This is a genomic window from Streptomyces sp. NPDC049627 (genome assembly GCF_044465645.1).
In the GTDB taxonomy this organism is placed as follows: Bacteria; Actinomycetota; Actinomycetes; order Streptomycetales; family Streptomycetaceae; genus Streptomyces.
Genome location: NZ_JBITLW010000009.1, coordinates 151,647 through 174,745, shown reverse-complemented (window position 1 = coordinate 174,745; position 23,099 = coordinate 151,647). Strand labels below are relative to the sequence as shown.

Here is a 23,099-nt window from a genome sequence, read left to right as displayed (position 1 = left end):
GGAGAAGCACCGCGCGCCCGAACGCGTGCCCGAAGAAAGCGAGCGGCGGGTTTGACCGGCGCCTTCCAGGCCACTCGGCGAAGGAGGCGCCCATGAATGATTCACAGAACACACCCAAGTCATCCAGACGGCAGACGGGCGGGGCGGACGAGCGGCCGACCCCCATGGAGGTCCTGCGTCAGGCACGGACCCAGCTCGCCGAGCTCACCGGCATGAACGCGGAGACAGTGACGTCCTTCGAGCAGACCGAGGACGGCTGGACGCTCGAAATAGAGGTCCTGGAACTGTCCCGCGTCCCCGACACGATGAGCCTGATGGCGAGCTACCAGGTCGATCTCGACCCGGAGGGAGAGCTCACCGGCTACCGGCGCGTGCGCCGCTACGAACGTGGGCGCTCCGACGCACACAGGCAAGGCGGCCGGTAGGCCGCCCGTCCACTCCCGATCCACCGTCCCGAGACAAGGAGGAACGGTCGGCATGACCGTTGTCCCGGCACAGCAGACCGGCGGCGGAGGCGGCAGCAGCGGCCTCTACGACGTTCTCGAGCTCGTACTCGACAGGGGGCTCGTCATTGACGCGTTCGTGCGGGTATCCCTGGTCGGCATCGAAATCCTGAAGATCGACGTCCGTGTCGTCGTCGCCAGCGTCGACACCTATCTCCGCTTCGCGGAGGCGTGCAACCGGCTCGACCTCGAGGCCGGGCCGCGCAAGAGCCCCGGTCTGCCCGACATGGTCGGCGAGATCACCGAGTCCGGCGCGCGCGGCAAGTCCAAGGGGGCCCTGTCCGGCGCCGCCGAGACCATCTCGGACGCCTTCAAGCAGGCGCGTGACGAAGGCGAGCGCGAGCCCAAGGCCCGCCCCCGCAAGTCCACCACGACGCGCAGGAAGGAGGAGCAGGAGTGAGCACGTACGTGTACGGCATCACCGCGAGCTCGCATCCCGCCCTTCCGAAGGACTTCGGCGGTGTGGGCGAGCCGTCGCGCCCCGTGCGGGTCCTGAAGGCGGGTGACCTCGCCGCCCTCGTCAGCGACGCCCCGGAAGACCTGCGTCCCAAGCGCAGGGAACTGCTCGCCCACTCGAACGTGCTCGCCGAGGCGGGCGCCGGCGGCTGTGTCCTGCCCATGCGGTTCGGCAGCGTCGCCCCCGACGACGACACGGTCACCTCGGTCCTCACCGAACGCGCCGAGCACTACAAGGAGCGGCTCACGGCCCTGGACGGCAAGGTCGAGTACAACGTGAAGGCCACGCACGCCGAGGAGGCGGTGCTGCACCGGGTGCTGGCCGAGAACCCGGAGATCCGGGCCATGACGGAGGCCAACCGGCAGGCCGGCGGCGGCTCCTACGAGCAGCGGCTCCGGCTCGGCGAGATGGTGGTCGCCGCGGTCAAGGCCCAGGAGGCCGAGGACGCGACCGAGGTGCAGCACATCCTGGAACCGGCCGCGGCGGCGGTCAGCCAGGGCCCGGACTCCACCGGCTGGCTCGCCAACGTGTCGTTCCTGGTCGACCGCGACTCGGTCGAGACGTTCATGAGTGCCGTCGAGCAGCTCCGCGCGGACCATCCGCACCTGGACCTGCGCGTCAACGGCCCGCTGCCGCCGTACAGCTTCGTCGAGCCCGGCCCCGCCGAGCCCGCGGACGCGATGTCCGGCGGCGGAGCGATGAAGGAGTGAGCCGGTGGGACTGATCGGAGAGGTCCTTCTGCTGCCGTTCGCCCCGGTGCGCGGCAGCGGATGGGTGATCAGACAGGTGCTGCACGAGGCCGAGCGCCTCTACTACGACCCCGCCGCCGTGCGGGCCGAACTGGCGCGGTTGGAGGAGCAGTTGACCGCGGGCGAGATCGACGAGGAGGAGTTCGACCGCCGTGAGGACGAACTTCTCGACCGACTGGAGATCGGCCTGCGCGCAGGGTACGGGAACAGCGACGGGACGGCATGATGAACCGAGCGGGACTGGGCCTCGCGATAGGGGCCGGATACGTCCTCGGACGGACGAGGAAACTGAAAATGGCGTTGGCCGTCGGCAGCGTGGTGGCCGGCAAGCGGATGCATCTGAGCCCGCGGGCCGTCGCCGACCTGGTGTCCGGACAACTGCAGAACAACCCGCAGTTCAAGGAGATCGGGGACCAGCTGCGCGAGGATCTGCGCGGCGTCGGCCAGGCGGCGTCCGGCGCCCTGGTCGAGCGCCGGCTCGACTCGCTCGCCGACCGGCTGCACGGACGCACCGCCGAGGTGCGTGAGCGGCTGTCGGGTGCGGTGCCGACGCCGGATCTCGGCGCGCGGAACGAGGAGGCCGACGAGGAGAGCGAGGCCGAGGAGCCGCGCGCGGAGGATGACGAAGAGCCTCGCGCTTGGGACGAGGACCGCGACGAGCCGGAGGACTCCGGAGCGGACGAGGACGCCGAGGACGCCGAAGAGGCCGAGGCTGAGGCCGAGGAGTCGTCCGGGAAGGCGGCGGCGAGGCGGAGCCAGGGGAAGAAGACCGCCAAGAAGCCGGCGCAGAAGGCCTCGACGAAGAAGGCCCCCACGAAGAAGGCGGCGGCGAAGAAGACCGCCGCCGGAAGGACAGCGCCCAGGAAGGCCGCCCAGAAGCGAAGCGGGACCGCGAGGTCGGCCGCCAGGAAGACGGCCGGAGCCGGCGGCACCGCCCGCGGCGGCCGGGCGCGCCAGTCGAAGGGCGGTGACGAGTGATGACCGAGACGCTCGGATCCGCGACCTCCGCGGCCCGCGGAGCGGCGAAGCAACCACTCGCCGGCGTGGCCCACAGCGAGGCCGCCGACCGGTTCAAGGCCGAACTGCAGGAGTACCTCGCCGCCCAGAGCCAGCGGCTGCTGGTCGGCGCGGGGCGCAAACTCGGCGAGGCCACGGTGAAGCTGAACGACATCGCCGAGGGCCGCAGCCCGGGCCTGGCCAAGCTCGCCGTCGACGGCGGCCGCAAGCTCGCCGACGGCAAGGGCCCGTTGCGCACCGCGCTGGAGGTCGGCGCCACGCACGCCAAGGACAACGTGGTCGACGCGTTCAAGAACCTCGGCGGCAAGATCAAGGACAAGGGAAAGGGCAAAGGCAAGGGAAAGGCCGGCAACAAGCCGACCGTCATCATCGAGCACGTCGACGTCGGCGTGCCGGTGCGCACCGCGTACGACCAGTGGACCCAGTACCAGGACTTCAGCACCTTCGCGAAGGGCGTGAAGAGCGCGAACCGCGCGGACGACACGACCTCCGACTGGCAGCTGAAGGTCTTCTGGTCCAACCGCAGCTGGAAGGCGAAGACTACCGAGCAGGTGCCGGACGACCGGATCGCCTGGAGCTCGGAGGGCGCCAAGGGCACGACGAAGGGCGTCGTCTCCTTCCACCGCCTCGGCGACAGCCTCACGCGCGTCCTGCTGGTCATCGAGTACTACCCCACGGGCCTGTTCGAGAAGACCGGCAACCTCTGGCGCGCCCAGGGCCGCCGGGCCCGCCTCGATCTGAAGAACTACGTCCGCTTCATCACCCTCAAGGGAGAGGCCGAGGACGGCTGGCGCGGTGAGATCCGTGACGGCGAGGTCGTCCGCAGCCATGAGGACGCGGTCGCGGAGGAGTCCGAGGACGAGGGAGACGAGGAAGAGTACGAGGAGGACGAGGGCAACGGCGAGTACGCCGAGGACGAGGAGTCCGAGGACGAGGAGCCCGAGGGCGAGTACGAGGAAGACGAAGAGGACGAGTACGAGGAGGACGAGGACGAGGAGCCTGAGGAGGCGTACGAGGAGGAGTCCGAGGACGAGGACGAGACCGAGTACGCCGGCGGCGGGAGCCGGCGATGACGATGTCCAGCCGGCTCCCCGAGCCCTACGGCCAGGGCGGTGGCGCCAACCTCGCGGACATCCTGGAACGGGTGCTCGACAAGGGGGTGGTCATCGCGGGCGACATCCGGATCAACCTGCTCGACATCGAACTCCTCACCGTCAAGCTCCGCCTCATCGTCGCCTCGGTCGACAAGGCCAAGGAGATGGGCATCGACTGGTGGGAGGACGACCCGGCGTTGTCCTCCCGGGCCCGCCGCAACGAACTGGCCCGGGAGAACGCCGAGTTGCGCGAGCGCCTGGCCCAGCTGGAGCTCGCGGAGCCGGCCCGGGGAGAGCCCGCCCGGGGAGAGGAGGAGGCCCGATGACCGCACTGCGCTATGTCTACGCCGTCTGCCGCCCCTTTCGTTCCGCCCTTCAGTCCCAGCTGACGGGCGTGGCCGGAGCGCCGCCGAAGCAGCTGACGCACCACGGTCTGATCGCCGTCGTCAGCACGGTGCCCGAGGCGGACTTCGCCGAGGAGCCGCTGCGCGCACACCTGGAGGACCTGGACTGGCTCACCGCGACGGCCCGCGCCCACCAGCAGGTCATCGACGCGCTCACCGCCGTCACCACCCCGCTGCCGCTGCGGCTCGCCACCGTCTTCCGGGACGACAGCGGCGTACGGACCATGATGGAGGCCCGCGAGGAGGACTTCCGGCGCGTGCTGGACCGGCTGGACGGGCGGGTGGAGTGGGGGGTCAAGGTGTACGCCGAGACGGAGTCCGCGGCGTCGGCGGCCCCCGCGGCCCCGGCCGCTCCGGCGGAGTCCGGCCGGCCGGAGTCGAAGGCCGCCCTGTCCGGCCGCGACTATCTGCGGCAGCGCCGCATGCAGACACGGGCCCGCGAAGACGTGTGGCAGGCGGCCACCGCATTCGCCGGCCGACTGCACGAAAAGCTTTCCGCGTTCGCCGAGGATTCCCGGCTGCACGCCCCGCAGAGCGCCACGCTTTCCAGGGCGTCCGGGCAGAATATGCTGAACGCCGCCTATCTGGTACCGCGCGCGGATTCCGAGGAATTCGTGGAACTCGTGGACCGGGAGAAGGACGACGCCCCCGGAATCCGGGTGGAACTCACCGGACCCTGGGCGGCCTATTCCTTCACGGGTGAGTTCGCGCAGGAGCCGGAGGAGAGGCCGTGACCGTCGTCGAACGCCGCGAGATCGCCCTCGTGGACCTGCTCGACCGGCTGCTCGCCGGGGGCGTCGTCGTCACGGGGGACATCACCCTGCGGATCGCGGACGTCGACCTCGTCCGTATCGACCTGAACGCGCTGATCAGCTCCGTCAACGAGCAGGTCCCGTCACCCTGGGGGGAGTTGACATGACGGCACGCCGGGGCCGGCTGGACCTCGAACCCGACACCGTGGAACGCGACCTGGTGAAACTCGTCCTGACGGTCGTGGAGCTGCTGCGCCAGCTCATGGAGCGCCAGGCGCTGCGCCGCTTCGACACGGGCGACCTGAGCGAGGAGCAGGAGGAGCGGATCGGTCTGACCCTGATGCTCCTCGAAGAGCGCATGACCGAACTGCGCGAGCGCTACGGGCTGCGGCCCGAGGACCTGAATCTGGACCTCGGGCCGCTGGGCCCTCTGCTTCCCCGGGAGTGAGGTCACCTCACCACCGGTACCAGCGGCCCCTGCCTCCCGCCGTGGTCGTGCCACGCATCAGGAAACCCAGAAGCCACACCACGAGAACCGCCAGCGCGATCCACCACAGCGCCTTCAGTGCGAATCCGGCACCGAAGAGAATCAGAGCCAGTAGCAGCACGAGCAGAATAGGAACCATAATTCGACCTCCTGCTCGCCGGGTTTCCAGAAATTCGCGATTCAGGCTTCCTTACGGCACAGAATCTCCCCGTGCAGCACGCTGAACCAGCCGTCCTCCTGCCGCCCCCACTCACGCCAGGCCTCCGCCACCGCCCGCAGCTGCTCCGGGGTCGCGTGTCCGCCCTCCGTGGCCCGCTCGGCATAGGCCGAGGCCAGCGTGCGGTCCGCCCACAGGCCGCTCCACCAGGACCGCTCGTCCGGCGTCGAGTAGGTCCACGTGCTGGACGTGGCCGTGATGTCCGTGAACCCCGCCCGCAGCGCCCAGGACTTCAGCCGCCGCCCGGCGTCCGGCTCGCCGCCGTTGGCGCGGGCGACCCGGCGGTACAGGTCCAGCCAGGCGTCCATGCCCTGGGACGCCGGATACCACGTCATCGCCGCGTAGTCCGAGTCGCGGACGGCGATGAAACCGCCCGGCCTGGTCACCCGCTTCATCTCGCGCAGCGCCCCCACCGGATCACCGACGTGCTGCAGCACCTGGTGGGCGTGGACGACGCAGAACGTGTCGTCCGGGAAGTCCAGCGCGTGCACGTCCGCGACCGTGAAGTCGGCGTTCGTCAGACCGCGTCCGGCGGCCGTGTCCCGGGCCTGCTCCAGGATCTCCGCCGCCCGGTCCACGCCGGTGACGTGGCCGTCGGGGACCAGGGCCGCCAGATCGGCCGTGATCGTGCCGGGGCCGCAGCCGACGTCCAGGATCCGCATGTGCGGCTTCAGCGATCCCAGCAGGTAGGCGGCGGAGTTGGCGGCGGTGCGCCAGGTGTGCGAACGCAGTACGGACTCGTGGTGTCCGTGCGTGTAGACGGCGGTCTCCTGTGCCTTCGACATGGCTGTCCCCTCGTCTCGTCGTACCGGCTCACGGGGCACGGAACCCCGTCGGGCGGTACGCGACACCGTATGCCCGCATGCCGAATATTGAGATACGCGTTTTGCTATGTGGACTGACGGAGAGTCAGGGGCCGGGGAGCGGACGGTACACCGTGAGCGCCTCCGGCAGCTTCTCCAGCGTCACCTCGCCGCCCACCTCGGTGACTTCACCGTCGTACGCGAGGAGCGCGCCCGGGGTGACACCCGACAGGCGCAGTCGGCCCACCTGGACCGCCGCGTGCGCCGGAGAGCGGGTCAGGGGGCCCGCGATGGCGGCCGCGAGCAGGCGCAGGGCGGGTCGGCGCCCACCGTGCACCACGCGCACGTCCAGCACGCCGTCCGCGAGGTCCAGGCGCCGAGCGGGCACCAGGCCCACCCGGTGGTAGGTGCCGTTCCCGGCGAACAGCAGCCACAACGGGTGGGCGCGGCCGGCGACTTCGGCGTGCAGGGGGTGGCGTTCGGTGCGCAGGACGCGCAGGGCGGCCAGCACCCCGGCCGGCCAGGCCCCGATCCGGGGCGAGAAGTGGTCCCGCACGCGCACCAGTTGCGGATACACGCCCAGGCTGCAGGTATTGAGGAACAGGCCCTGCCGTCCGTCGCAGGTGAACCGGCCCACGTCCACGCGCACGGCCTGGCCCCGCTGCACGGCCCGGCTCAGATCGTGCGCGTCCTCCACGCCCAGGTCATGGGCGAAGTGGTTCATCGTGCCGCCGGGCAGCACCGCGAGCGGCAGACCGTGCCGCAGCGCCACCTCGGCGGCGGCGTTCACCGTGCCGTCGCCACCGCACACGCCGAGCACCCGGGCCCGCGCCGCCGCCTTGCGCAACTCGGCGCGAGTCTCGGACGATTCGCACTCGACGACCTCGGCGCGCGGCAGCGTGTCCAGCAGGGCGTGCACCCGGTCGGCGGTGCCCGACCCCTTGTTGGCCACCACGACCAGGCCCTCCCCGTCCGGCAGCGCCGGCACGTCCGTACGAGGCCGGGCCGGCGGGACCAGCCGGTCACGCGTCGGTACCATGCCCCGTACGGCGAACGCGGCGCCCGCGCCCAGGGCTGCCCCCGCCAGCACGTCGCTCGGGAAGTGGACGCCCGTGTACACCCGGGACAGCGCGACCGACCAGGCGATCGGGGCCACGGCCAGGCCCCACCCCGGCGACTCCAGGGCGACACCGGTCGCGAAAGCGGCCGCCGACGCGGAGTGACCGGACGGGAACGAGGTGGTGATCGGCTGCCGCTTCAGCTGCCGGACCAGCGGTACGGGGTCCAGCACGGGGCGGGGACGGCGCACCGACCTCTTCCCGAGCGTGTTGATGGTCAGCGAGGCGAGGCTCAGCGAGGCGAGGCCCCGGGCCGCCGCCCGGCGGCCCCTCGGCGTCCGGCTGGCGGCGATGGCGGCGGCCGTCGCGAACCACAGCACCCCGTGGTTCGCGCTCCGGCTCAGCCGCGGCAGCACCGGCTCGGCGTACGGCCAGTGCCGCTCGGCGGCGAACTCGAACAGCCGGGAGTCGAGGGCGAGGAGCCGGTCGCGCAGGGCGTGCCGGCCGGGGGTGGGCATGGTGAGGTCGACGTCTGGGCTCATACAGGGCTGGGTACCCTGAAGTGGCCGATTGCTGTCCGCCCGGCAGTGACCGACACACGAAGGAACCCGCGCATGCGCCTGCTCCTCATACGCCACGGCCAGACCCCGTCCAACCTGCACCATCTGCTGGACACGGCCGTCCCCGGCCCGGGCCTGACCGCACTCGGCGAGAAGCAGGCCGCCGCGCTGCCCGCGGCGCTGGCCGACGAGGACATCGAGGCCGTGTACGCCTCCACTCTCACCCGCACCCAGCTCACCGCCGCCCCGCTGGCCGCCGCCCGCGGCCTCGACGTGCTGGTCCGCGACGGTGTCCGCGAGCTGTCCGCGGGCGACCTGGAGATGCTGCCCGGGGACTCCGAGCAGGGGGCGCTCTACATGAAGACGGTGTTCGCGTGGGCGGCCGGTGACACGGCGCTGCGGATGCCGGGCGGCGAGAGCGGTGCGGAGGCACTGGCGCGGTATGACACCGTGGTGGGCGAGGCCGCTGAGAGTGGGGCCGGGACCGTGGCGATGGTCAGTCATGGTGCGGCGATCCGTATGTGGACGGCTGCCCGGGCGGACAACGTGGACGTTGCCTTTGCCGCGGCGCATCCGCTGGAGAACACCGGTGTGGTGGTTTTGGAGGGGGCGCCTGCGGAGGGGTGGAAAGCGGTGTCGTGGGCGGGGGCCGTGGTGTCTCCCGCCGGGGAGGGCGGACCTGCGGGGTGGCCTGTTGTCGGGGATGCGCCGTAGGGGTGTCTGTCCGGTGCCGGGTGCCGGTTGTCGTGGGCTGGTCGCGCAGTTCCCCGCCCCCCTTCAGGGCGCGTCTCCGCGTCCGGCGTTTTGGATAAGCGTTTGCCTGGGCTCTGCGCTGACCCGCAGAATTCGGCTCCATGGGACATCTGGAAGCCGCGCACCTCGAGTACTACCTCCCCGACGGGAGGGCGTTGCTCGGCGACGTGTCCTTCCGGGTGGGGGAAGGGGCCGTCGTCGCGCTGGTCGGGCCCAACGGGGCCGGGAAGACGACCCTGCTGCGGCTGATCTCCGGTGAGCTGAAGCCGCACGGCGGCACGGTCACCGTCAGTGGCGGCCTCGGGGTGATGCGGCAGTTCGTGGGGTCCGTACGGGACGAGACGACCGTACGCGACCTGCTGGTGTCGGTCGCACCGCCCCGGATCCGCGAGGCGGCGAAGGCCGTCGACGCCGCCGAGCACGCCATCATGACCGTCGACGACGAGGCCGCCCAGCTGAGGTACGCGCAGGCGCTCGCCGACTGGGCCGAGGCGCACGGGTACGAGGCCGAGACGCTGTGGGACATCTGCACCACGGCCGCGCTCGGTGTGCCGTACGAGAAGGCGCAGTGGCGGCAGGTGCGGACCCTGTCCGGCGGCGAGCAGAAGCGGCTGGTGCTGGAGGCGCTGCTGCGCGGCACGGACGAGGTGCTGCTGCTCGACGAGCCCGACAACTACCTCGACGTGCCCGGCAAGCGCTGGCTGGAGGAGCGCCTGAAGGAGACCCGCAAAACGGTCCTCTTCGTCTCCCACGACCGCGAACTCCTCGCCCGTGCCGCCGAGAAGATCGTGTCGGTGGAGCCCTCGCCGGCCGGCGCGGACGCGTGGGTCCACGGGGGTGGCTTCGCGACGTACCACGAGGCGCGGCGGGCCCGCTTCGCCCGCTTCGAGGAGTTGCGCAAGCGCTGGGACGAGAAGCACGCACAGCTGAAGAAACTGGTACTGACACTCCGTCAAGCCGCCGAGAACAGCCCCGACATGGCCTCCCGCTACCGCGCCGCCCTCACCCGCCTGCGCAAGTTCGAGGAGGCCGGGCCGCCGCCGGAGCCGCCGCGTGAGCAGGACATCAGGATGCGGTTGAAGGGCGGGCGTACCGGGGTGCGGGCCGTCACCTGCGAGGGGCTGGAGCTGACCGGCCTGATGAAGCCGTTCTCCCTGGAGGTCTTCTACGGCGAACGCGTCGCCGTGCTCGGCTCCAACGGCTCCGGCAAGTCGCACTTCCTGCGGCTGCTGGCCGGCGAGGACGTGGCGCACACGGGGGAGTGGAGGCTGGGTGCGCGTGTGGTGCCCGGGCACTTCGCGCAGACGCACGCGCATCCCGAGCTGATGGGGCGGACGCTCCTCGACATCCTGTGGAAGGAGCATGCCCAGGACCGGGGTGCGGCGATGTCACGGCTGCGGCGCTATGAGCTGACCCAGCAGGCCGAGCAGACCTTCGACCGGCTCTCCGGAGGTCAGCAGGCGCGCTTCCAGATTCTCCTGCTGGAGCTGGAGGGCGTGACGGCGCTGCTTCTCGACGAGCCGACCGACAACCTCGATCTGGAGTCCGCGGAGGCGCTTCAGGAGGGGCTGGAGGCCTTCGAGGGCACGGTGCTGGCGGTCACGCACGACCGGTGGTTCGCCCGCTCCTTCGACCGCTATCTGGTCTTCGGCAGCGACGGTCGCGTCCGTGAGACGCCGGAACCGGTGTGGGACGAACGCCGGGTGGAACGGGCCCGATAGACCAGCCCGTCCGGCGTTTGAGGACGAGGCCCTTTCAGGGCCGAAGCGGGGGTCCGGGGGCGGCAGCCCCCAGGGATGGGACGGGTAGGGGCGGCGGGGGCGAGGAATGCCGGGCCCGCACCCCCGCGCATGGTCACGTCCAGCGCAGCAATGCCCCCAACCCGCCCGCCGGCTCCCTCTCCGGGGCCGCCGGGGTCACCGACAGGGCCGCGGCGCCCGTGGCCACCGCGGAGCGGATCAGCGCGTCGTCCGCGCGGGCCGACCACGCCCGCTGCTCGCCGAGGATCTTCAGATCCGTACGGCGCACGGCCACCTGGTCCGGATCCTCGCCGATCCACACCTCACGATGCGCGTCCGGAGCGTCCGGGCGGATCAGCAACTCGTCGATCCGGTGCTCACGGGCGGCCTCGATCAGCGCGGGCACCCCCTCCACCGCCCCGGAACGCCCCTCGGGATCCGGCTCGCGGGCCGCCAGGAACCGCCCCAGCTCACGCTCCGCCCGCTGCCGTACATGCTGCTCACGGGCCTGTTCGACGTCCTCGTCGAGCAGCCTGCTGCCGGTGCCGTGCGGCGCCTCGACCACGAGGTCCTGCAGCCGCTGCGGCAGCCGATCGTGCACGGTTCGCCGCTCCCGATCGTCACCGACGAGAATCAGCAGGTCGGCGCGGGTCTCCTCCTGGCAGACGGTGAGCGCGTCGGCGATCTCGGCGGCATTGTGCTCCCAGGTGTTCTCCACCTTGAGCTGGAAGTGCCGCTCGGACCAGTCGACCGTGCTCGTCCGGTGGATCGGATGCTGCCGGCCGGTGACCGAGCCGACGTCCTGCCGGCCCAGCGCGGTACGCAGCTCGAAGGCGGCGCCCTTGCGGTCGACGTAGGCCACCACGCAGACCGGGTCCTCACCCGCCAGCTCCAGCAGCGGCGCGGTGTGCGGCAGCGGCGCCCAGTGGGCGCTGTCGCGCAGCGGGGCGCGGGCCAGCGGCGGATCCAGGACCACCTCACCCGCACAGGCGAAGATCGCGCGTCCGTGGGGCTCGGAGGAGTGCTCCAGCTCCTCCAGCGCGGCCCGCACGGCCCGGCAGGTCGCGTCGTCGGCGCCCTGCTCGGCCAGCTCCCGGGACAGGGCCTGAGCCGTCAGGTGTCGTTCGTGGGGTGTGTCCTCCGTGTGCCGTGAGGTGTCGACGTACACGGAGGCCCAGGGACCGGGGTGTTCGTACAGTGGATGCAGAAAAGCGAGATCCATGGTTCTCTCCCGTACACCTGTCGGGGGCTGTGTGCTCCACGGGCGGGTACCCGGACCGCATGACTGAACACGACGAGCGGGACACGACCATGACCGGAGTCGACCCCGGCCGGCTGGACGACCAGCAGCTCATGAAGGAGCTGGAGACCATCCACCGGACGCGCCACGACACGCTGCTCTACGGCTCGAACGACGCGCTGCGGGCCCACAACGAACGCATGGCGCAGCTGGAGGGCGAATACCTGCGCCGCAATCCACGCCGCACGGTGGCCTCCGGCCGAACCCGTGAGGGCGCCCGCGACCGCACCGGGACCAGCGAGGCACCGACGGTTCCACCGATGTGACGCAGGGCGGTGTGACGCACGGCCGTGGGTCACACGCCTGGACGAATGGACGAACCTGCGGGTGCACGATCCCTGCGGGCCCGCGGGCCGATGAACCGCGCCTGAACCACCGCTACCACCGCTACCACCGCTCCGGCCTCCCCGCGGTTCCTGCGCGGCCTCTCCACGTCGGTGCGCCGGGAGGACCCCGTCAGTCCCTCGTCCCGGCGCACCTGGTCGTGCGGTCTCAGCAGCGCACCGGCGGCCGCCCCCAATGGCGATGCGCCGCCACCGCGGCAGCGAAGGCCCGCAGGAACTCCTCGCTCGCCGGTCCCGGCGAGGTGTCCGTCACCACGCCCTGGTCGGCCACCGTGTGGTGGAACTCGGCGGACAGGCGTACGCCCTCCGGCTCGAGGGAGGACAGGACGCCCACGCCGGAGCCGAGCGCGCCCACCGGTTTGCCGTGCCGGTAGGCGCTCCGAACGAAGCGCATCGCGTCCTGGTCGGCGGCCGTCGGCGGGGTGCCGACGGGGCCGCCGGGGAGCAGTACGGCGTCGTACAGGACGGAGGCGACGGTCGGCAGCGCGCGGTCGACCGCGAACGGTTCCCCGTCGGCCCCGGTGACCGCGCCGTCCGTCGGCGCCAGCGCCTCGACGATCGCCCCCTCGGCCGTGAGCGCCTCGCGCACCGACGTGACCTGGGCGGTGTCGACGCCGTCGTGGACGAGGACCGCGATCTGCCGGGTGCGGATCGAGCCGTCGCCGCGCAGTGACTCCAGGCTGAGCGCGGGGGAGGAGAGTTTGTCCGCGGCCTGAGTACCCGAGGGATCCGGAACGCCGATGCCGCGCGCCACCCGGGTCGCCAGGTCGCCGTTCACCTCGGCGAGATGCTCGACCGTACGGGCCCGTACCTCCCTGGCCCCGACCTTGCCCAGCTCGAAGCGGAACGCCTCGACGATGTGCTGCTGTTCCCAGTCGGCCATGCTGTTCCAGAACATCGCGGGCTGGGTGTAGTGGTCCTGGAAACTCGCGCTGCGGCGGCGGATCTTGGCGCCGTCGACGCGTTCGGCACAGTGCGTGTACGCGTGCCCGTCGGCACCGGCGTGCGCGGGGCAGCCACCGCCCAGGGAGTTCGGGAAGTAGTTGGTGCCGCGGTGGATCGCGCTCTGGTGGTAGCCGTCGCGCTGGTTGGTGCGCACGGGTGCCAGCGGGCGGTTGACCGGGATCTGCGTGAAGTTGGGGCCGCCCAGGCGGATCAACTGGGTGTCCAGGTAGGAGAAGTTGCGGGCCTGGAGCAGCGGGTCGTTGGTGAAGTCGATGCCGGGGACGACGTTCGCCGTGTGGAAGGCGACCTGCTCGGTCTCCGCGAAGAAATTCTCCGGGTTGCGGTTGAGCACCATCCGGCCGATCGGCCGTACCGGCACCTGCTCCTCCGGGATGATCTTCGTGGCGTCGAGCAGATCGAAGTCGAAGGCGAACTCGTCCTCCTCCGGCACGAGCTGGACGCCCAGCTCCCACTCGGGGTACTCGCCCGCCTCGATCGCGTCCCACAGGTCGCGCCGGTTGAAGTCCGGGTCACGGCCTTGGCACTCCTGCGCCTCGTCCCACACCAGCGACTGCACACCCAGCTTCGGCTTCCAGTGGAACTTCACGAACGTGCCACGGCCTTCGGCGTTCACGAACCGGAAGGTGTGCACGCCGAAGCCCTGCATCATGCGGTAGCTGCGGGGGATCGCCCGGTCCGACATCAGCCACATGATCGCGTGCAGCGTCTCCGGCTGCAGCGACACGAAGTCCCACAGGGTGTCGTGGGCCGAGGCGCCCGTGGGGATGTCGTTGTGCGGCTCCGGCTTCACCGCGTGCACGAAGTCGGGGAACTTGATGCCGTCCTGGATGAAGAAGACCGGGAAGTTGTTCCCGACCAGGTCGTAATTCCCCTCCGAAGTGTAGAACTTGGTCGCGAAGCCGCGTACGTCCCGCACGGTGTCCGCCGAGCCCTTCGGGCCCTGGACCGTGGAGAACCGCACGAACACCGGCGTCTGCACGGACGGGTCCTGGAGGAAGGCCGCGCGGGTGAACTCCGCGCAGGACTCGTACGGTTCGAAGTAGCCGTAGGCGCCCGCGCCGCGCGCGTGCACCACCCGCTCCGGGATCCGCTCGTGGTCGAAGTGGGTGAGCTTCTCCCGGAAGTGGAAGTCCTCCATCAGCGTCGGACCGCGCTCGCCGACGGCCAGCGAGTCGTCGGTGTGGTCGACCTCGACTCCCTGGTCGGTGGTGAGCGGCCCGGCCGCGGGGTCGTCCGCCCGGAAGGCCTCCCGCTGCTCCTGCTTGCGGTCTCCCATCAGGCGGCCTCCTTGGATTCCCGGGCGAACACCTCGAGGAACGTCTCGCAGAACGCCTTCAGGTCGTCCGGCTTACGGCTGGTGACCAGCTTGTTCGGGCCGTGGTCGCAGATCCGCACCTGCTCGTCGACCCAGGTGGCGCCCGCGTTGCGGAGGTCCGTCTGCAGGCTCGGCCAGGAGGTCAGCACCCGGCCGCGTACGACGTCCGCCTCCACCAGAGTCCACGGCGCGTGGCAGATCGCGGCGACCGGCCGGCCCTTCTCGAAGAAGTCCCGCACGAACGCGACGGCCTTGCGGTTCATCCGCAGGTAGTCCGGGTTGGCGACCCCGCCCGGCAGGACCAGCCCGTCGAAGGAGTCGGCCGAGATGTCCCCGACGACCGCCTGCACGGGGAACTTGTCCGCCTTGTCGAGATGGTGGAACGCCTGGATCGTGCCCGGCTTCGTCGACACCAGCACCGGCTCGTGGCCCGCGTCCACCGCCGCCTGCCACGGATCGGTGAGCTCGACCTGCTCGACGCCCTCGGGTGCGGTCAGAAATGCGATGCGCATGATGGTTCAACGTCCTTCCGTGGCCCGGAAGCGGGCCTCGTCGCTCCCGCGTTTCCGGTCGCGTTTCCTGTCGCGCCCGGCCGTGCGCACACAGCGCAGCAGCTCCTCGCCGTACGGCAGCAGCACACAGGTGCCGATCGCGGCCGCGATGCCCGCGAGATAGCCGCGGGACAGCGGGCGCCGGCGCGGCACCAGACGCCAGGCGTCCGGATCGCCCCGGCCGCCCCGCACCAGCGACTTCACCTGGTCGGCGTGCAGACACATCAGTGCGGCCAGCCCGCCGAACGGCAACGATTCCAGGAAGCTGTGGATGTGCTGCTCGACCGGCTTGACCTCGCGGTCGCTGTCGACGGCCGTGCGCACGTCCCACAGCGCGGTCGCCTCGTGCGCCGCGGTCGCGCCGAGCTGCACACTGAGCAGCAGCGGGTTGACCTCGTAGCGCAGGGTCAGCGCGATGGGGATGCCCACCTCGGTCATCATCAGCGCGTGGATCAGCGACTCCCTGGTGCCCGCCGTCTCCTCGATGCGGGTCCGCCGGTGCATCCACCAGTCGGCGAGGCCCGGCACGAACCAGCTGGGCAGCAGCCCGTACAGCAGATAGCGGACGGTGGCGTCACCGACGTCCACGGTGACGCCGGAGGAGCTGATCTCGGCTGCCTGGTCCCGTCCCATGGGCCTCACTCGTCCGGAGCGGCACGGCTGATCTCCGCCAGCGCCGAGTCGGGATCCTGCGTCTCGGCCAGGTCACCGAGGCTGACGACGCCGACCGGCAGGCCGTCCTCGACGACCGGCAGCCGCCGTACGGCATGCTCGCGCATCAGCGCGACGGCGACCGACACCCGCTCGCCCGGTTCGACCACCACCGGGTCCCGGCTGCACACCGACTCGGCGCTCACCGTCAGCGGATCGGCGCCGTCGGCGACCGCCCGCACCGTGATGTCACGGTCGGTGAGCACGCCCACGACGTCCTGTCCGTCGGCCACCACCACATCGCCGATGTCCTGCGCCCGCATCAGCTGCGCCGCCTCGACGAGCGAGGCGTCCGGGCGGACGGCGACCACGCCCGGAGTCATGACGTCCCTCACGAAATCAGCCATCCCTGGCCCTTCCTGCGATACCCGGCCGGTCCGGGTGCCGCGGTCGTGTCGGCGTGACCCCGCCCGCAGTACCCGGCCACCGGCCCCCTATGCGTTCCTGCGGCGCGTGGACCGATCGGCCCCGGTCAGGGCCTCGGCCAGCTCCTGGACGTTGGCGTAGCGCGCCGAGCGCGGCAGCCGCTCCAACGGCTCGATCAGGGCGTCGGGCGCGTATTCGCGGCGCAGGGCGCTGGCCAGATCCCGGGGACTCGCCGGGAAGGAGCTACGGCCCAATATCCGCGCCAGCTCCAGTCGGACCGTCTCCAGGGACGCCGCCTGGGGTCCCGGCCAGCCCACCGGCCCGTGCGCGACCTCCGGGTCGTCGTCGGCGAACGGCTCCGGGTCGTGCCACTCCTCGGTCCGTGTGGGGTGCCCGGACCGCAGAAGTCCCTGCAGTTCGTGCTTCATCTCGTCGTCACGGTGAACGCTCAGCCGGTCACTGCCTCGCTGCATGACTCCCTCCAGATCTTCGGGGGTGCGCACCGCGTACCCGATGAGAGGGGGCCGACACAGGGTTTGCGCCCCGGAAGGCGGGAGACCCGGCCCTTTCACCCCCCACGCACGTTCTGGGGAAGGACCGGGCCATGGCACTACTCGCTGTGCTGCTTCCGCTGCTCATGCTCGGTGTGGTGCTGGCACTGGGCCGTTACGAGGAACTGCTCCTGCCGAGGGAGCAGGACGAGAACCGGCCGGAGGGGGCGGCGCTGGGTCACTGAGCCGCACAGACGGCCCCTGGGTGCCGACAGGCACCCAGGGGCCGTCGCTCGCGTTTGCGAACTCCGCGTCGTCAGCCGTGCCGCTTCTCCCGCCCCGGCAAGAACTCCTGCACCTTCGCCTTGAACCCCTGCCTGACCATCGACCCCCGGTCCGCGTCGCCCTTCAGGATCGACGCGGCCGTCGCCTCCATCTGGTCCCAGGTGGCGTGCGGCGGGATCGGCGGTACGGCCGGGTCGGTCAGGAACTCGATCACCGCGGGGCCGTCCGCGTCCAGGCCCGCGCGCCAGCCCGCCTCGACGTCCTCGGGCTTCTCCACCCGGATGCCGGTCAGGCCCAGGGAGCGGGCGAAGGCGGCGTACTGGACGTCCGGGATCTCCTGGGAGGGCAGGAAGGACGGCGCGCCCTCCATGGCCCGCATCTCCCAGGTGACCTGGTTGAGGTCATGGTTGTTGAACACGCCCACGACCAGGCGCGGATCGTCCCACTGGTCCTTGTACTTCGCGGCCGTGATCAGCTCGGCCAGGCCGTTCATCTGCATCGCCCCGTCCCCGACCAGTGCGATCGCCGGACGGTTCGGATGGGCGAACTTGGCGCCGATCGCGTACGGCACCCCGCAGCCCATCGTCGCCAGCGTCCCGGACAGCGACGCGCGCATGCCGGGCCGCATCGTCAGATGGCGGGCGTACCAGTTGGCCGCCGAGCCCGAGTCGGAGCTGACGATGGCGTTGCCGGGCAGCAGCGGGTCCAGGGCGCGGGCGACGTACTCCGGGTTGATCGGGTCGGCCGACAGGTGCGCGCGCCGCTCCATGACCTCGCGCCAGCGCGTGACGTTGTCGCACACGGTGTCGTACCACTCGCGGCCGCGCTCCTCCGATGCGATCAGCGGGATCAGCCGCTCCAGGGTCGCCTTCGCGTCGCCGACGAGATTCACCTCGTACGGATACCGCATCCCGACCATGTGCGGATCGATGTCGATCTGCACGCCCCGCGCCTTGCCGAAGTCCGGCAGGAACTGCGTGTACGGGAAGGACGACCCGATGGTCAGCAGGGTGTCGCAGTCCCGCATGAGTTCGTACGACGGGCGGGTGCCCAGCAGGCCGATCGAGCCGGTGACGTACGGCAGTTCGTCGCTCAGGACGTCCTTGCCGAGCAGCGCCTTGGCCACGCCGGCGCCGAGCAGTTCGGCGATCCGCTCCACCTCGGCCCGCGCGCCCGCCGCGCCCTGGCCGACCAGGATCGCCACCTTGTCGCCGGCGTTGAGGATCTCCGCCGCCCTGCGCACCGAGTCCTCCGACGGGATCGCCGTCCAGCCGCTGCGGTCCAGGCTGGAGGGCACCATCTTGAACTCGTGCGTGGGCGGCGAGTAGTCCAGTTCCTGCACATCGCCCGGGATGATGATCGCCGTGGGGGCGCGGCGCGCGTACGCGGTCCGGATCGCCCGGTCCAGGACGTTCGGCAGCTGCTCGGGGACCGTCACCGTCTCCACGAAGTCCGAGGCGACGTCCTTGAACAGCGTGTGCAGGTCCACCTCCTGCTGGTACGAGCCGCCCATCGCGGTGCGGTGCGTCTGGCCGACGATCGCCAGGACCGGGACATGGTCGAGCTTGGCGTCGTACAGGCCGTTCAGCAGATGGATCGCGCCGGGTCCGGACGTCGCCGCGCACACGCCGAGACGGCCGCTGAACTTGGCGTAACCGACCGCTTGGAACGCGGACATCTCCTCGTGCCGGGACTGGATGAAACGGGGCTCGTTCTCGGCCCGGCCCCAGGCGGCGAGCAGGCCGTTGATGCCGTCGCCGGGATAGCCGAAGACGTGCTCCACACCCCACTCGCGCAGGCGCTGCAGGACGTGGTCGGCGACCTTGGTGCTCATGCGGGACCTCCTGGCCTTTTCGGGGTACTGCGCGGCACCGCTACGAGTGACCCTGCGGGTGAGCGGAAAACCTGACCGGTGTTTGCGGGCCGGGAGTGAGGGCAGGCGAAGGACAGTGCTTCGGACAGGAGGCACGTCCGTGGGAGCGGCGTATCAGCCGCGGAATCGGCGTATCAGCCGCCACGGGTGTGTCCGGCTCCGGTGCGCGCCCGCATCTCCCACGGTGACCGTCCAACCCAGAGCACAGCAAAGGGAGTTGCGACGCACCATGCCCACTTCAGTGAGCGCGAAGCACCACCCGCACGACGACGCCCCCGACACCGCGGAGGACTTCCGCAAGCTCGCCTCGCTGCCCGACGGGCCGCAGCGCGACACCATCCGCGAGAGGATCGTCGAGGCATGGCTGCCCATGGCCGACCGGCTCGCCGGCCGGTTCCGCAGCCGCGGGGAGAGCTTCGAGGACCTGCGGCAGGTCGCCGCCCTCGGGCTGGTCAAGGCCGTCGACCGGTACGACCCCGAGCGCGGCAACGCCTTCGAGAGTTATGCCGTGCCCACCATCACCGGCGAGATCAAGCGGCACTTCCGTGACCACATGTGGACGCTGCATGTGCCGCGCCGGGTGCAGGACCTGCGCAACCGTGTGCGGTTCGCCGTGCAGGACCTCCAGACCGTCTCGGGCCGTCGGCCCACGGTCGCCGAGATCGCCGAGCACGCCGACATGGACGAGGCCGACGTCAAGGTCGGCCTGGAGGCGCTGGAGAGTTTCACCGCCCTGTCGCTGGACGCGGAACTGCCCGGCAGCGACGACGGGTACTCGTTGAGCGACGCGCTGGGCTCCGTGGACCCCGCGCTGGACACGGTCGTGGACCGTGAGGCCGTCGCACCGCGGCTCGCCGCGCTGCCCGAGCGGGAGCGGGCCATTTTGTACATGCGGTTCTTCGGGGACATGACGCAGAGCCGGATCGCCGAACAGCTGGGCATCTCGCAGATGCATGTGTCCCGGCTGATCAGCCGGTGCTGCAGCCGGGTGCGGGAGCAGGTCCTCAGCGCCGGGTAGCGCGTAGGGGCGCGGTGTGTCTGCTTCAGGGCGTTGCTCGTGCCGCCAGCGACACGTGGCGGGACATGGTGTCCATCGCCTTCGCCTCTGCCATGGAGAACGCCAGGCGGGCTCCGCATCTGAACAACGTCAGGACGCCGTGCACCGCGCCGTCGACCGACAGGGGAACGCACAGCAGTGATGTGACATTTGCCTGTACGAGGACGGGGGCGCCCTCCTTGTCCTTGCCGAAGGCGTCCGGGTTCTCCGGGCGTATCTGCAGGGACGGGGACGCGGTGCGCGTCGTCTCCGCGACCAGCGGGCACGTGGCCGGGTCCTGTTCGGTGAGGGCTGCCGCCTCCTTCTCCGAGGGGGCCAGCACCGTCGTACGGGACAACCGGTCGGTGCCCGTGTCGGCGATCACCCAGTCGGCGAAGCGGCCGTGCAGAACCCGGGCCGCCCGGCGGACGACTGCCTCGCGGTCGCCGCGCGGTGCGGTCAGCAAGGCCGTGGTCATCTCGTCCTGGAGGTCCGTCAGGGCCGCGTGCCGGGTCGTCTCGGTGAGGTCGGGGACCTGGGTCGGCGGGGCGGCGGTCGGGGGCGGTGCGCCGGGTGCCCTGAGTTCGCCGGGCTGCAGCACCACCAGCACGGTGGGGTGCGGCTCCCCGCTCGGGCGTACGGCGGCCAGGGTCGCGTGGACCGGCGCGGACGGGCGCTGCTGGAGGTGCACGGTGAGGCTGCGGTCGCCCTCGCCCCGCGCGACCGCCGCGGCCTGTGAGCGGAACGCCGCCCGGTCGGCATGGGCGAGGAAACCGGTCAGCGGCCGGCCCGTCGCGTAGCCCGCCCGCACGCCCGTGAACGACGTCGCCGCGAAGTTCAGCCGGCGCACCACCGCCTCCCGGTCCACCAGCGCCACCGGCAGCGGAAACCGCTGGAACACGGCGCGCAGCAGGTGCTGCTCCTGGCGGTCGGCGGACGCCGTACGGGGTGGTTGGGCCGAGGACAGCCGCTCGTACCAGGGCCACAACTGGTCGGCCACATGGTCGAGTTCGAAGATGGCCGCGTCCAGTACCGTCGGCAGGTTTCCCTCCGACACGGACCGTGCCGCCTTGAGCTCCGCAACGCGGCGCACGAAATCCGCGAGCTCTTCACCGAATTCGTCCGTCGTCTGCGCCATGGGAACGAACCTAGCTCCCGGCAGCACGTCGCGGGGAGGCGGGTGGTCCACCGGGTCCGTCTGTTTCCCCGCTGTTTTCCCCGGCCGGGACCGGGAACGCGCACCCAAGAGGAGGAGTTGACGAATGCCCGCTCAGGAACACGTGGATCACTTGGGTGCCGAGTCGGCCGAGGCCGCCCTTCCGGGGCGCAGGCTGTCCGAACTGGCCGAACAGGCCGTGCGCTGCACCGTCGACTGCTGCGGGGCGAGCAGCATGGTGTCCGAGGCGGGTGCCGAGCGGCCCGCCGCCGTCACCCATCCCGACCTCGCCGGACTCGTCGCCGTGCAGCTCCGCTCCGGGGACGGGCCCATACCGGACGCCCTGGAAGGCGGCCGGCCCGTCGACTCGACCGACCTGCTGCACGACGAGCGCTGGCCGGAGTACCGCGCCATGGCGCTCGACTCGGGGCTGCGGTCCACCGTCACGCTTCCGTTCCGCCGCTCCGGGCTCATGGTGACGCTCAGTCTCTACAGCTTCCGGCCGGGCGCCCTGGAGAACGCCTCGCACGGGCCCGTGCACGCCCTGGGCGAACTCGCCGCCAACTGCCTGGTTCGCGACCGCTCCTACCGCGCCGCGCTCACCGAGCTCGACCACCTCGGCACCGCCCTGCGCTCCCGGCCCGTCGTCGACCAGGCGTGCGGCATCGTCATGCACGTCCTCGGCTGCGACGCCGACGCCGCCTTCGGCGTACTGCGCCGCATCTCCCAGGGCACCAACCGCAAGCTGGCGGACGTCGCGTCGGGTGTTGTCAGCAGGCGGGGGCGGGGGCTGGAACGGGACCTGGCGGCGCTGATGAACTGACGGGGGCGGGCCACCACGGCGTCACCCGCTCGGCCCTCACCGTCCCGCGAATGGTGCCCGGCCGCGCGCGCCCGGGCGCCGGGCGGGCTGTCATGGCTGCGGGGGCATGACCGCCGTGCCCCGCAGCCGTCGGCCGAAGGAGTGCGTCCCATGCGCCGCCCCGCCTGTGCCCTGTCCGTCGCCTCGCTGGCCGGTGCCGTCCTGGGCTTCGCCGCCTCGGCCGCCTCGGCGGACCCGGCCGCGGAGGTCAGTCCCGGCTCCGTCTCTCCGGGCGGCACCCTCACCGTCTCGGTCTCCTGCGACGCCCTGGACGGGGCCTCCGCGCCCGCCACCCTCGACGCCACCTCCCAGGCGTTCGAGGAGGGCACCGTCCAGCTGAAGCGGGTCGCCGGCAACGACGAGCAGGCGGCGGGCCCCGCCTACCGCGGCACCGCCAGGATTCCCCAGGCCGAGAACTTCGAGGGCGACCCGGACGCGGCCGGATCCGACTCCTCGTGGACCGTCGACGGCACGTGCCCGGCGGCGTCCGGCGGGGAGGGCAAGGAGTGGAGCGCGAAGTTCACGGTGGCTCGGGACGGCGCCGGTCGAGGTGGCGGTGAAGGTGGCGAGGAAGGCGGGGTCGGCGAGGACGGCGAGGGTGGCAAGGACGGCGGAGGTGGCACAGACGGCGGGGCCGGCCAGGAGGGTGGAGGCGGTACGGGCGGCGAAGACGGTACGGGCGGTGAGGGAACCGGCAAGGACGGCGGGGGCGTTACGGCAGGCACCGGGGAGGGAACCGGTGGCGGCAGCCGGTCCTGCAGCGGGTCCCACTCGGGCAGCACCGAGCCCGGCTGGGACGGGACCGGGGCCGGCTCCGACAAGACGGATACGGACCCGACCGGGCCCGGTGAGGCAGAGTCCGACCGGGACGAGACCGGATCCGAATCGGGCGGGACCGGGACCGGCTCGGGCGGGACCGGCTCGGGCTGGGACACGGCGGCGTCCGAGCCGGCCGGCTCCGCCTGGGAGGAATCCGGGCTCCACTCCGGCAGGAGCGAGGCGGAGGACTGCGGTGGCGAGGCCGTCGAGCACGGCGTGCAGGCCGGTGCGGGCGGTGCCTTCACCGGCTCCGTCCCCGCGCTGGCCGCCGGCGGAATCCTGATCGCGGGCGCGGTCGGGGGCGCGGTGTACCGGCTGCGCCGCAAGACGCCTCCCATGGAGGACTGATGGGTACGGCACCGGAACCACCGACGCCGTGACGGACGCGACCCGGACCGGCGCCCATGGGGTGGCACCCCGGTGGGTACTCG

Annotated in this window: 28 protein-coding genes; 17 read left to right on the top strand and 11 right to left on the bottom strand. The window is 71.5% G+C overall.

Going from position 1 to position 23,099, the window contains the following annotated elements:
• Window positions 1-92 precede the first annotated feature (92 nt).
• Genes ACIBU0_RS25100 through ACIBU0_RS25055 form a run of 10 tightly spaced genes read left to right on the top strand, consistent with a single transcriptional unit; the run spans window position 93 to window position 5,424 of the window.
• On the top strand, window positions 93-425 hold the full coding sequence (locus tag ACIBU0_RS25100; RefSeq protein WP_398822015.1) for a gas vesicle protein: 333 nt from the start codon (window positions 93-95) through the stop codon (window positions 423-425).
• A 52-nt stretch (window positions 426-477) separates the two neighbouring features.
• Complete coding sequence (locus ACIBU0_RS25095; RefSeq protein ID WP_398822013.1) at window positions 478-903, top strand: gas vesicle structural protein GvpA; 426 nt, start codon at window positions 478-480, stop codon at window positions 901-903.
• Window positions 900-1,670 carry a GvpL/GvpF family gas vesicle protein gene (locus tag ACIBU0_RS25090; RefSeq protein ID WP_398822011.1) on the top strand — a complete coding sequence of 257 codons (771 nt, stop codon included), beginning with the start codon at window positions 900-902 and terminating at the stop codon, window positions 1,668-1,670. The genes ACIBU0_RS25095 and ACIBU0_RS25090 overlap by 4 nt, the downstream gene beginning before the upstream one ends.
• A gap of 4 nt (window positions 1,671-1,674) precedes the next feature.
• Window positions 1,675-1,935, top strand: coding sequence for a gas vesicle protein GvpG (locus ACIBU0_RS25085; protein WP_398822009.1), 261 nt, complete (start codon window positions 1,675-1,677; stop codon window positions 1,933-1,935).
• Window positions 1,935-2,687: a DNA primase gene (locus ACIBU0_RS25080; protein ID WP_398822765.1), complete on the top strand. Its 753-nt coding sequence runs from the start codon at window positions 1,935-1,937 to the stop codon at window positions 2,685-2,687. Before ACIBU0_RS25085 ends, ACIBU0_RS25080 begins: the two co-directional genes overlap by 1 nt.
• Complete coding sequence (locus tag ACIBU0_RS25075; RefSeq protein WP_398822007.1) at window positions 2,687-3,799, top strand: SRPBCC family protein; 1,113 nt, start codon at window positions 2,687-2,689, stop codon at window positions 3,797-3,799. The genes ACIBU0_RS25080 and ACIBU0_RS25075 overlap by 1 nt, the downstream gene beginning before the upstream one ends.
• Window positions 3,796-4,146 carry a gas vesicle protein gene (locus ACIBU0_RS25070; protein WP_398822005.1) on the top strand — a complete coding sequence of 117 codons (351 nt, stop codon included), beginning with the start codon at window positions 3,796-3,798 and terminating at the stop codon, window positions 4,144-4,146. Before ACIBU0_RS25075 ends, ACIBU0_RS25070 begins: the two co-directional genes overlap by 4 nt.
• Window positions 4,143-4,958, top strand: a complete 816-nt coding sequence (locus ACIBU0_RS25065; protein ID WP_398822003.1) for a GvpL/GvpF family gas vesicle protein — start codon at window positions 4,143-4,145, stop codon at window positions 4,956-4,958. The genes ACIBU0_RS25070 and ACIBU0_RS25065 overlap by 4 nt, the downstream gene beginning before the upstream one ends.
• Window positions 4,955-5,143 carry a gas vesicle protein gene (locus tag ACIBU0_RS25060; protein ID WP_031475810.1) on the top strand — a complete coding sequence of 63 codons (189 nt, stop codon included), beginning with the start codon at window positions 4,955-4,957 and terminating at the stop codon, window positions 5,141-5,143. Before ACIBU0_RS25065 ends, ACIBU0_RS25060 begins: the two co-directional genes overlap by 4 nt.
• Window positions 5,140-5,424 carry a gas vesicle protein K gene (locus tag ACIBU0_RS25055; RefSeq protein WP_398822000.1) on the top strand — a complete coding sequence of 95 codons (285 nt, stop codon included), beginning with the start codon at window positions 5,140-5,142 and terminating at the stop codon, window positions 5,422-5,424. The genes ACIBU0_RS25060 and ACIBU0_RS25055 overlap by 4 nt, the downstream gene beginning before the upstream one ends.
• A gap of 7 nt (window positions 5,425-5,431) precedes the next feature.
• Here ACIBU0_RS25055 and ACIBU0_RS25050 read toward each other — a convergent pair whose 3' ends face one another.
• The 3 genes from ACIBU0_RS25050 to ACIBU0_RS25040 form a co-directional block, all read right to left on the bottom strand.
• On the bottom strand, window positions 5,432-5,602 hold the full coding sequence (locus ACIBU0_RS25050; RefSeq protein ID WP_398821998.1) for a hydrophobic protein: 171 nt from the start codon (window positions 5,600-5,602) through the stop codon (window positions 5,432-5,434).
• A 41-nt stretch (window positions 5,603-5,643) separates the two neighbouring features.
• Window positions 5,644-6,465 carry a class I SAM-dependent methyltransferase gene (locus tag ACIBU0_RS25045; RefSeq protein ID WP_398821996.1) on the bottom strand — a complete coding sequence of 274 codons (822 nt, stop codon included), beginning with the start codon at window positions 6,463-6,465 and terminating at the stop codon, window positions 5,644-5,646.
• Window positions 6,466-6,589: 124 nt separating this feature from the next.
• Window positions 6,590-8,083, bottom strand: coding sequence for a bifunctional phosphatase PAP2/diacylglycerol kinase family protein (locus ACIBU0_RS25040; protein WP_398821994.1), 1,494 nt, complete (start codon window positions 8,081-8,083; stop codon window positions 6,590-6,592).
• A gap of 72 nt (window positions 8,084-8,155) precedes the next feature.
• On the opposite strand from ACIBU0_RS25040, the gene ACIBU0_RS25035 reads away from it, so the two are divergent.
• Together ACIBU0_RS25035 and ACIBU0_RS25030 are read left to right on the top strand one after the other, a co-directional pair.
• Window positions 8,156-8,815: a histidine phosphatase family protein gene (locus ACIBU0_RS25035; RefSeq protein ID WP_398821992.1), complete on the top strand. Its 660-nt coding sequence runs from the start codon at window positions 8,156-8,158 to the stop codon at window positions 8,813-8,815.
• Between the two features lie 140 nt (window positions 8,816-8,955).
• Window positions 8,956-10,575, top strand: coding sequence for an ABC-F family ATP-binding cassette domain-containing protein (locus tag ACIBU0_RS25030; protein WP_398821990.1), 1,620 nt, complete (start codon window positions 8,956-8,958; stop codon window positions 10,573-10,575).
• A gap of 133 nt (window positions 10,576-10,708) precedes the next feature.
• Here the strand turns inward: ACIBU0_RS25030 and ACIBU0_RS25025 are convergent, their stop codons facing one another.
• Window positions 10,709-11,815, bottom strand: a complete 1,107-nt coding sequence (locus ACIBU0_RS25025) for a Vms1/Ankzf1 family peptidyl-tRNA hydrolase (protein WP_398821988.1) — start codon at window positions 11,813-11,815, stop codon at window positions 10,709-10,711.
• A gap of 59 nt (window positions 11,816-11,874) precedes the next feature.
• Between ACIBU0_RS25025 and ACIBU0_RS25020 the strand changes: the two genes are divergently transcribed.
• Window positions 11,875-12,159 carry a DUF6158 family protein gene (locus tag ACIBU0_RS25020; RefSeq protein ID WP_398821987.1) on the top strand — a complete coding sequence of 95 codons (285 nt, stop codon included), beginning with the start codon at window positions 11,875-11,877 and terminating at the stop codon, window positions 12,157-12,159.
• A 226-nt stretch (window positions 12,160-12,385) separates the two neighbouring features.
• On the opposite strand, the gene ACIBU0_RS25015 is transcribed toward ACIBU0_RS25020, so the two are convergent.
• The 5 genes from ACIBU0_RS25015 to ACIBU0_RS24995 all read right to left on the bottom strand — a co-directional run bounded on the left by ACIBU0_RS25015 (window position 12,386) and on the right by ACIBU0_RS24995 (window position 16,619).
• A complete protein-coding gene (locus ACIBU0_RS25015) occupies window positions 12,386-14,479 on the bottom strand; it encodes a catalase (RefSeq protein ID WP_398821985.1) in 2,094 nt (697 codons plus the stop codon).
• Complete coding sequence (locus ACIBU0_RS25010; protein ID WP_398821983.1) at window positions 14,479-15,030, bottom strand: type 1 glutamine amidotransferase domain-containing protein; 552 nt, start codon at window positions 15,028-15,030, stop codon at window positions 14,479-14,481. The genes ACIBU0_RS25015 and ACIBU0_RS25010 overlap by 1 nt, the downstream gene beginning before the upstream one ends.
• Window positions 15,031-15,036: 6 nt before the next feature.
• Window positions 15,037-15,702, bottom strand: a complete 666-nt coding sequence (locus ACIBU0_RS25005; protein ID WP_398821981.1) for a diguanylate cyclase — start codon at window positions 15,700-15,702, stop codon at window positions 15,037-15,039.
• A 5-nt stretch (window positions 15,703-15,707) separates the two neighbouring features.
• Window positions 15,708-16,127 (bottom strand): CBS domain-containing protein, encoded by a 420-nt coding sequence (locus tag ACIBU0_RS25000; protein ID WP_398821979.1) that lies wholly within the window; start codon window positions 16,125-16,127, stop codon window positions 15,708-15,710.
• Between the two features lie 87 nt (window positions 16,128-16,214).
• Window positions 16,215-16,619 (bottom strand): DUF2795 domain-containing protein, encoded by a 405-nt coding sequence (locus ACIBU0_RS24995; RefSeq protein ID WP_398821977.1) that lies wholly within the window; start codon window positions 16,617-16,619, stop codon window positions 16,215-16,217.
• 131 nt (window positions 16,620-16,750) lie between these two features.
• Here ACIBU0_RS24995 and ACIBU0_RS24990 point away from each other — a divergent pair, with 131 nt between their 5' ends.
• Window positions 16,751-16,882, top strand: coding sequence for a hypothetical protein (locus ACIBU0_RS24990; RefSeq protein ID WP_398821975.1), 132 nt, complete (start codon window positions 16,751-16,753; stop codon window positions 16,880-16,882).
• A gap of 71 nt (window positions 16,883-16,953) precedes the next feature.
• Here ACIBU0_RS24990 and ACIBU0_RS24985 read toward each other — a convergent pair whose 3' ends face one another.
• Entirely contained in the window at window positions 16,954-18,756 is a 1,803-nt protein-coding gene (locus tag ACIBU0_RS24985; RefSeq protein WP_398821973.1) for a thiamine pyrophosphate-requiring protein, read from the bottom strand.
• A gap of 268 nt (window positions 18,757-19,024) precedes the next feature.
• Between ACIBU0_RS24985 and ACIBU0_RS24980 the strand changes: the two genes are divergently transcribed.
• On the top strand, window positions 19,025-19,813 hold the full coding sequence (locus ACIBU0_RS24980; RefSeq protein WP_398821971.1) for an RNA polymerase sigma factor SigF: 789 nt from the start codon (window positions 19,025-19,027) through the stop codon (window positions 19,811-19,813).
• Between the two features lie 25 nt (window positions 19,814-19,838).
• Here ACIBU0_RS24980 and ACIBU0_RS24975 read toward each other — a convergent pair whose 3' ends face one another.
• Window positions 19,839-20,969, bottom strand: coding sequence for a PAS domain-containing protein (locus ACIBU0_RS24975; protein WP_398821969.1), 1,131 nt, complete (start codon window positions 20,967-20,969; stop codon window positions 19,839-19,841).
• 124 nt (window positions 20,970-21,093) lie between these two features.
• Here ACIBU0_RS24975 and ACIBU0_RS24970 point away from each other — a divergent pair, with 124 nt between their 5' ends.
• Both ACIBU0_RS24970 and ACIBU0_RS24965 read left to right on the top strand, forming a co-directional pair.
• Window positions 21,094-21,810: an ANTAR domain-containing response regulator gene (locus tag ACIBU0_RS24970; protein ID WP_398821967.1), complete on the top strand. Its 717-nt coding sequence runs from the start codon at window positions 21,094-21,096 to the stop codon at window positions 21,808-21,810.
• A 150-nt stretch (window positions 21,811-21,960) separates the two neighbouring features.
• On the top strand, window positions 21,961-23,016 hold the full coding sequence (locus ACIBU0_RS24965) for a hypothetical protein (protein WP_398821965.1): 1,056 nt from the start codon (window positions 21,961-21,963) through the stop codon (window positions 23,014-23,016).
• Window positions 23,017-23,099 lie beyond the last annotated feature (83 nt).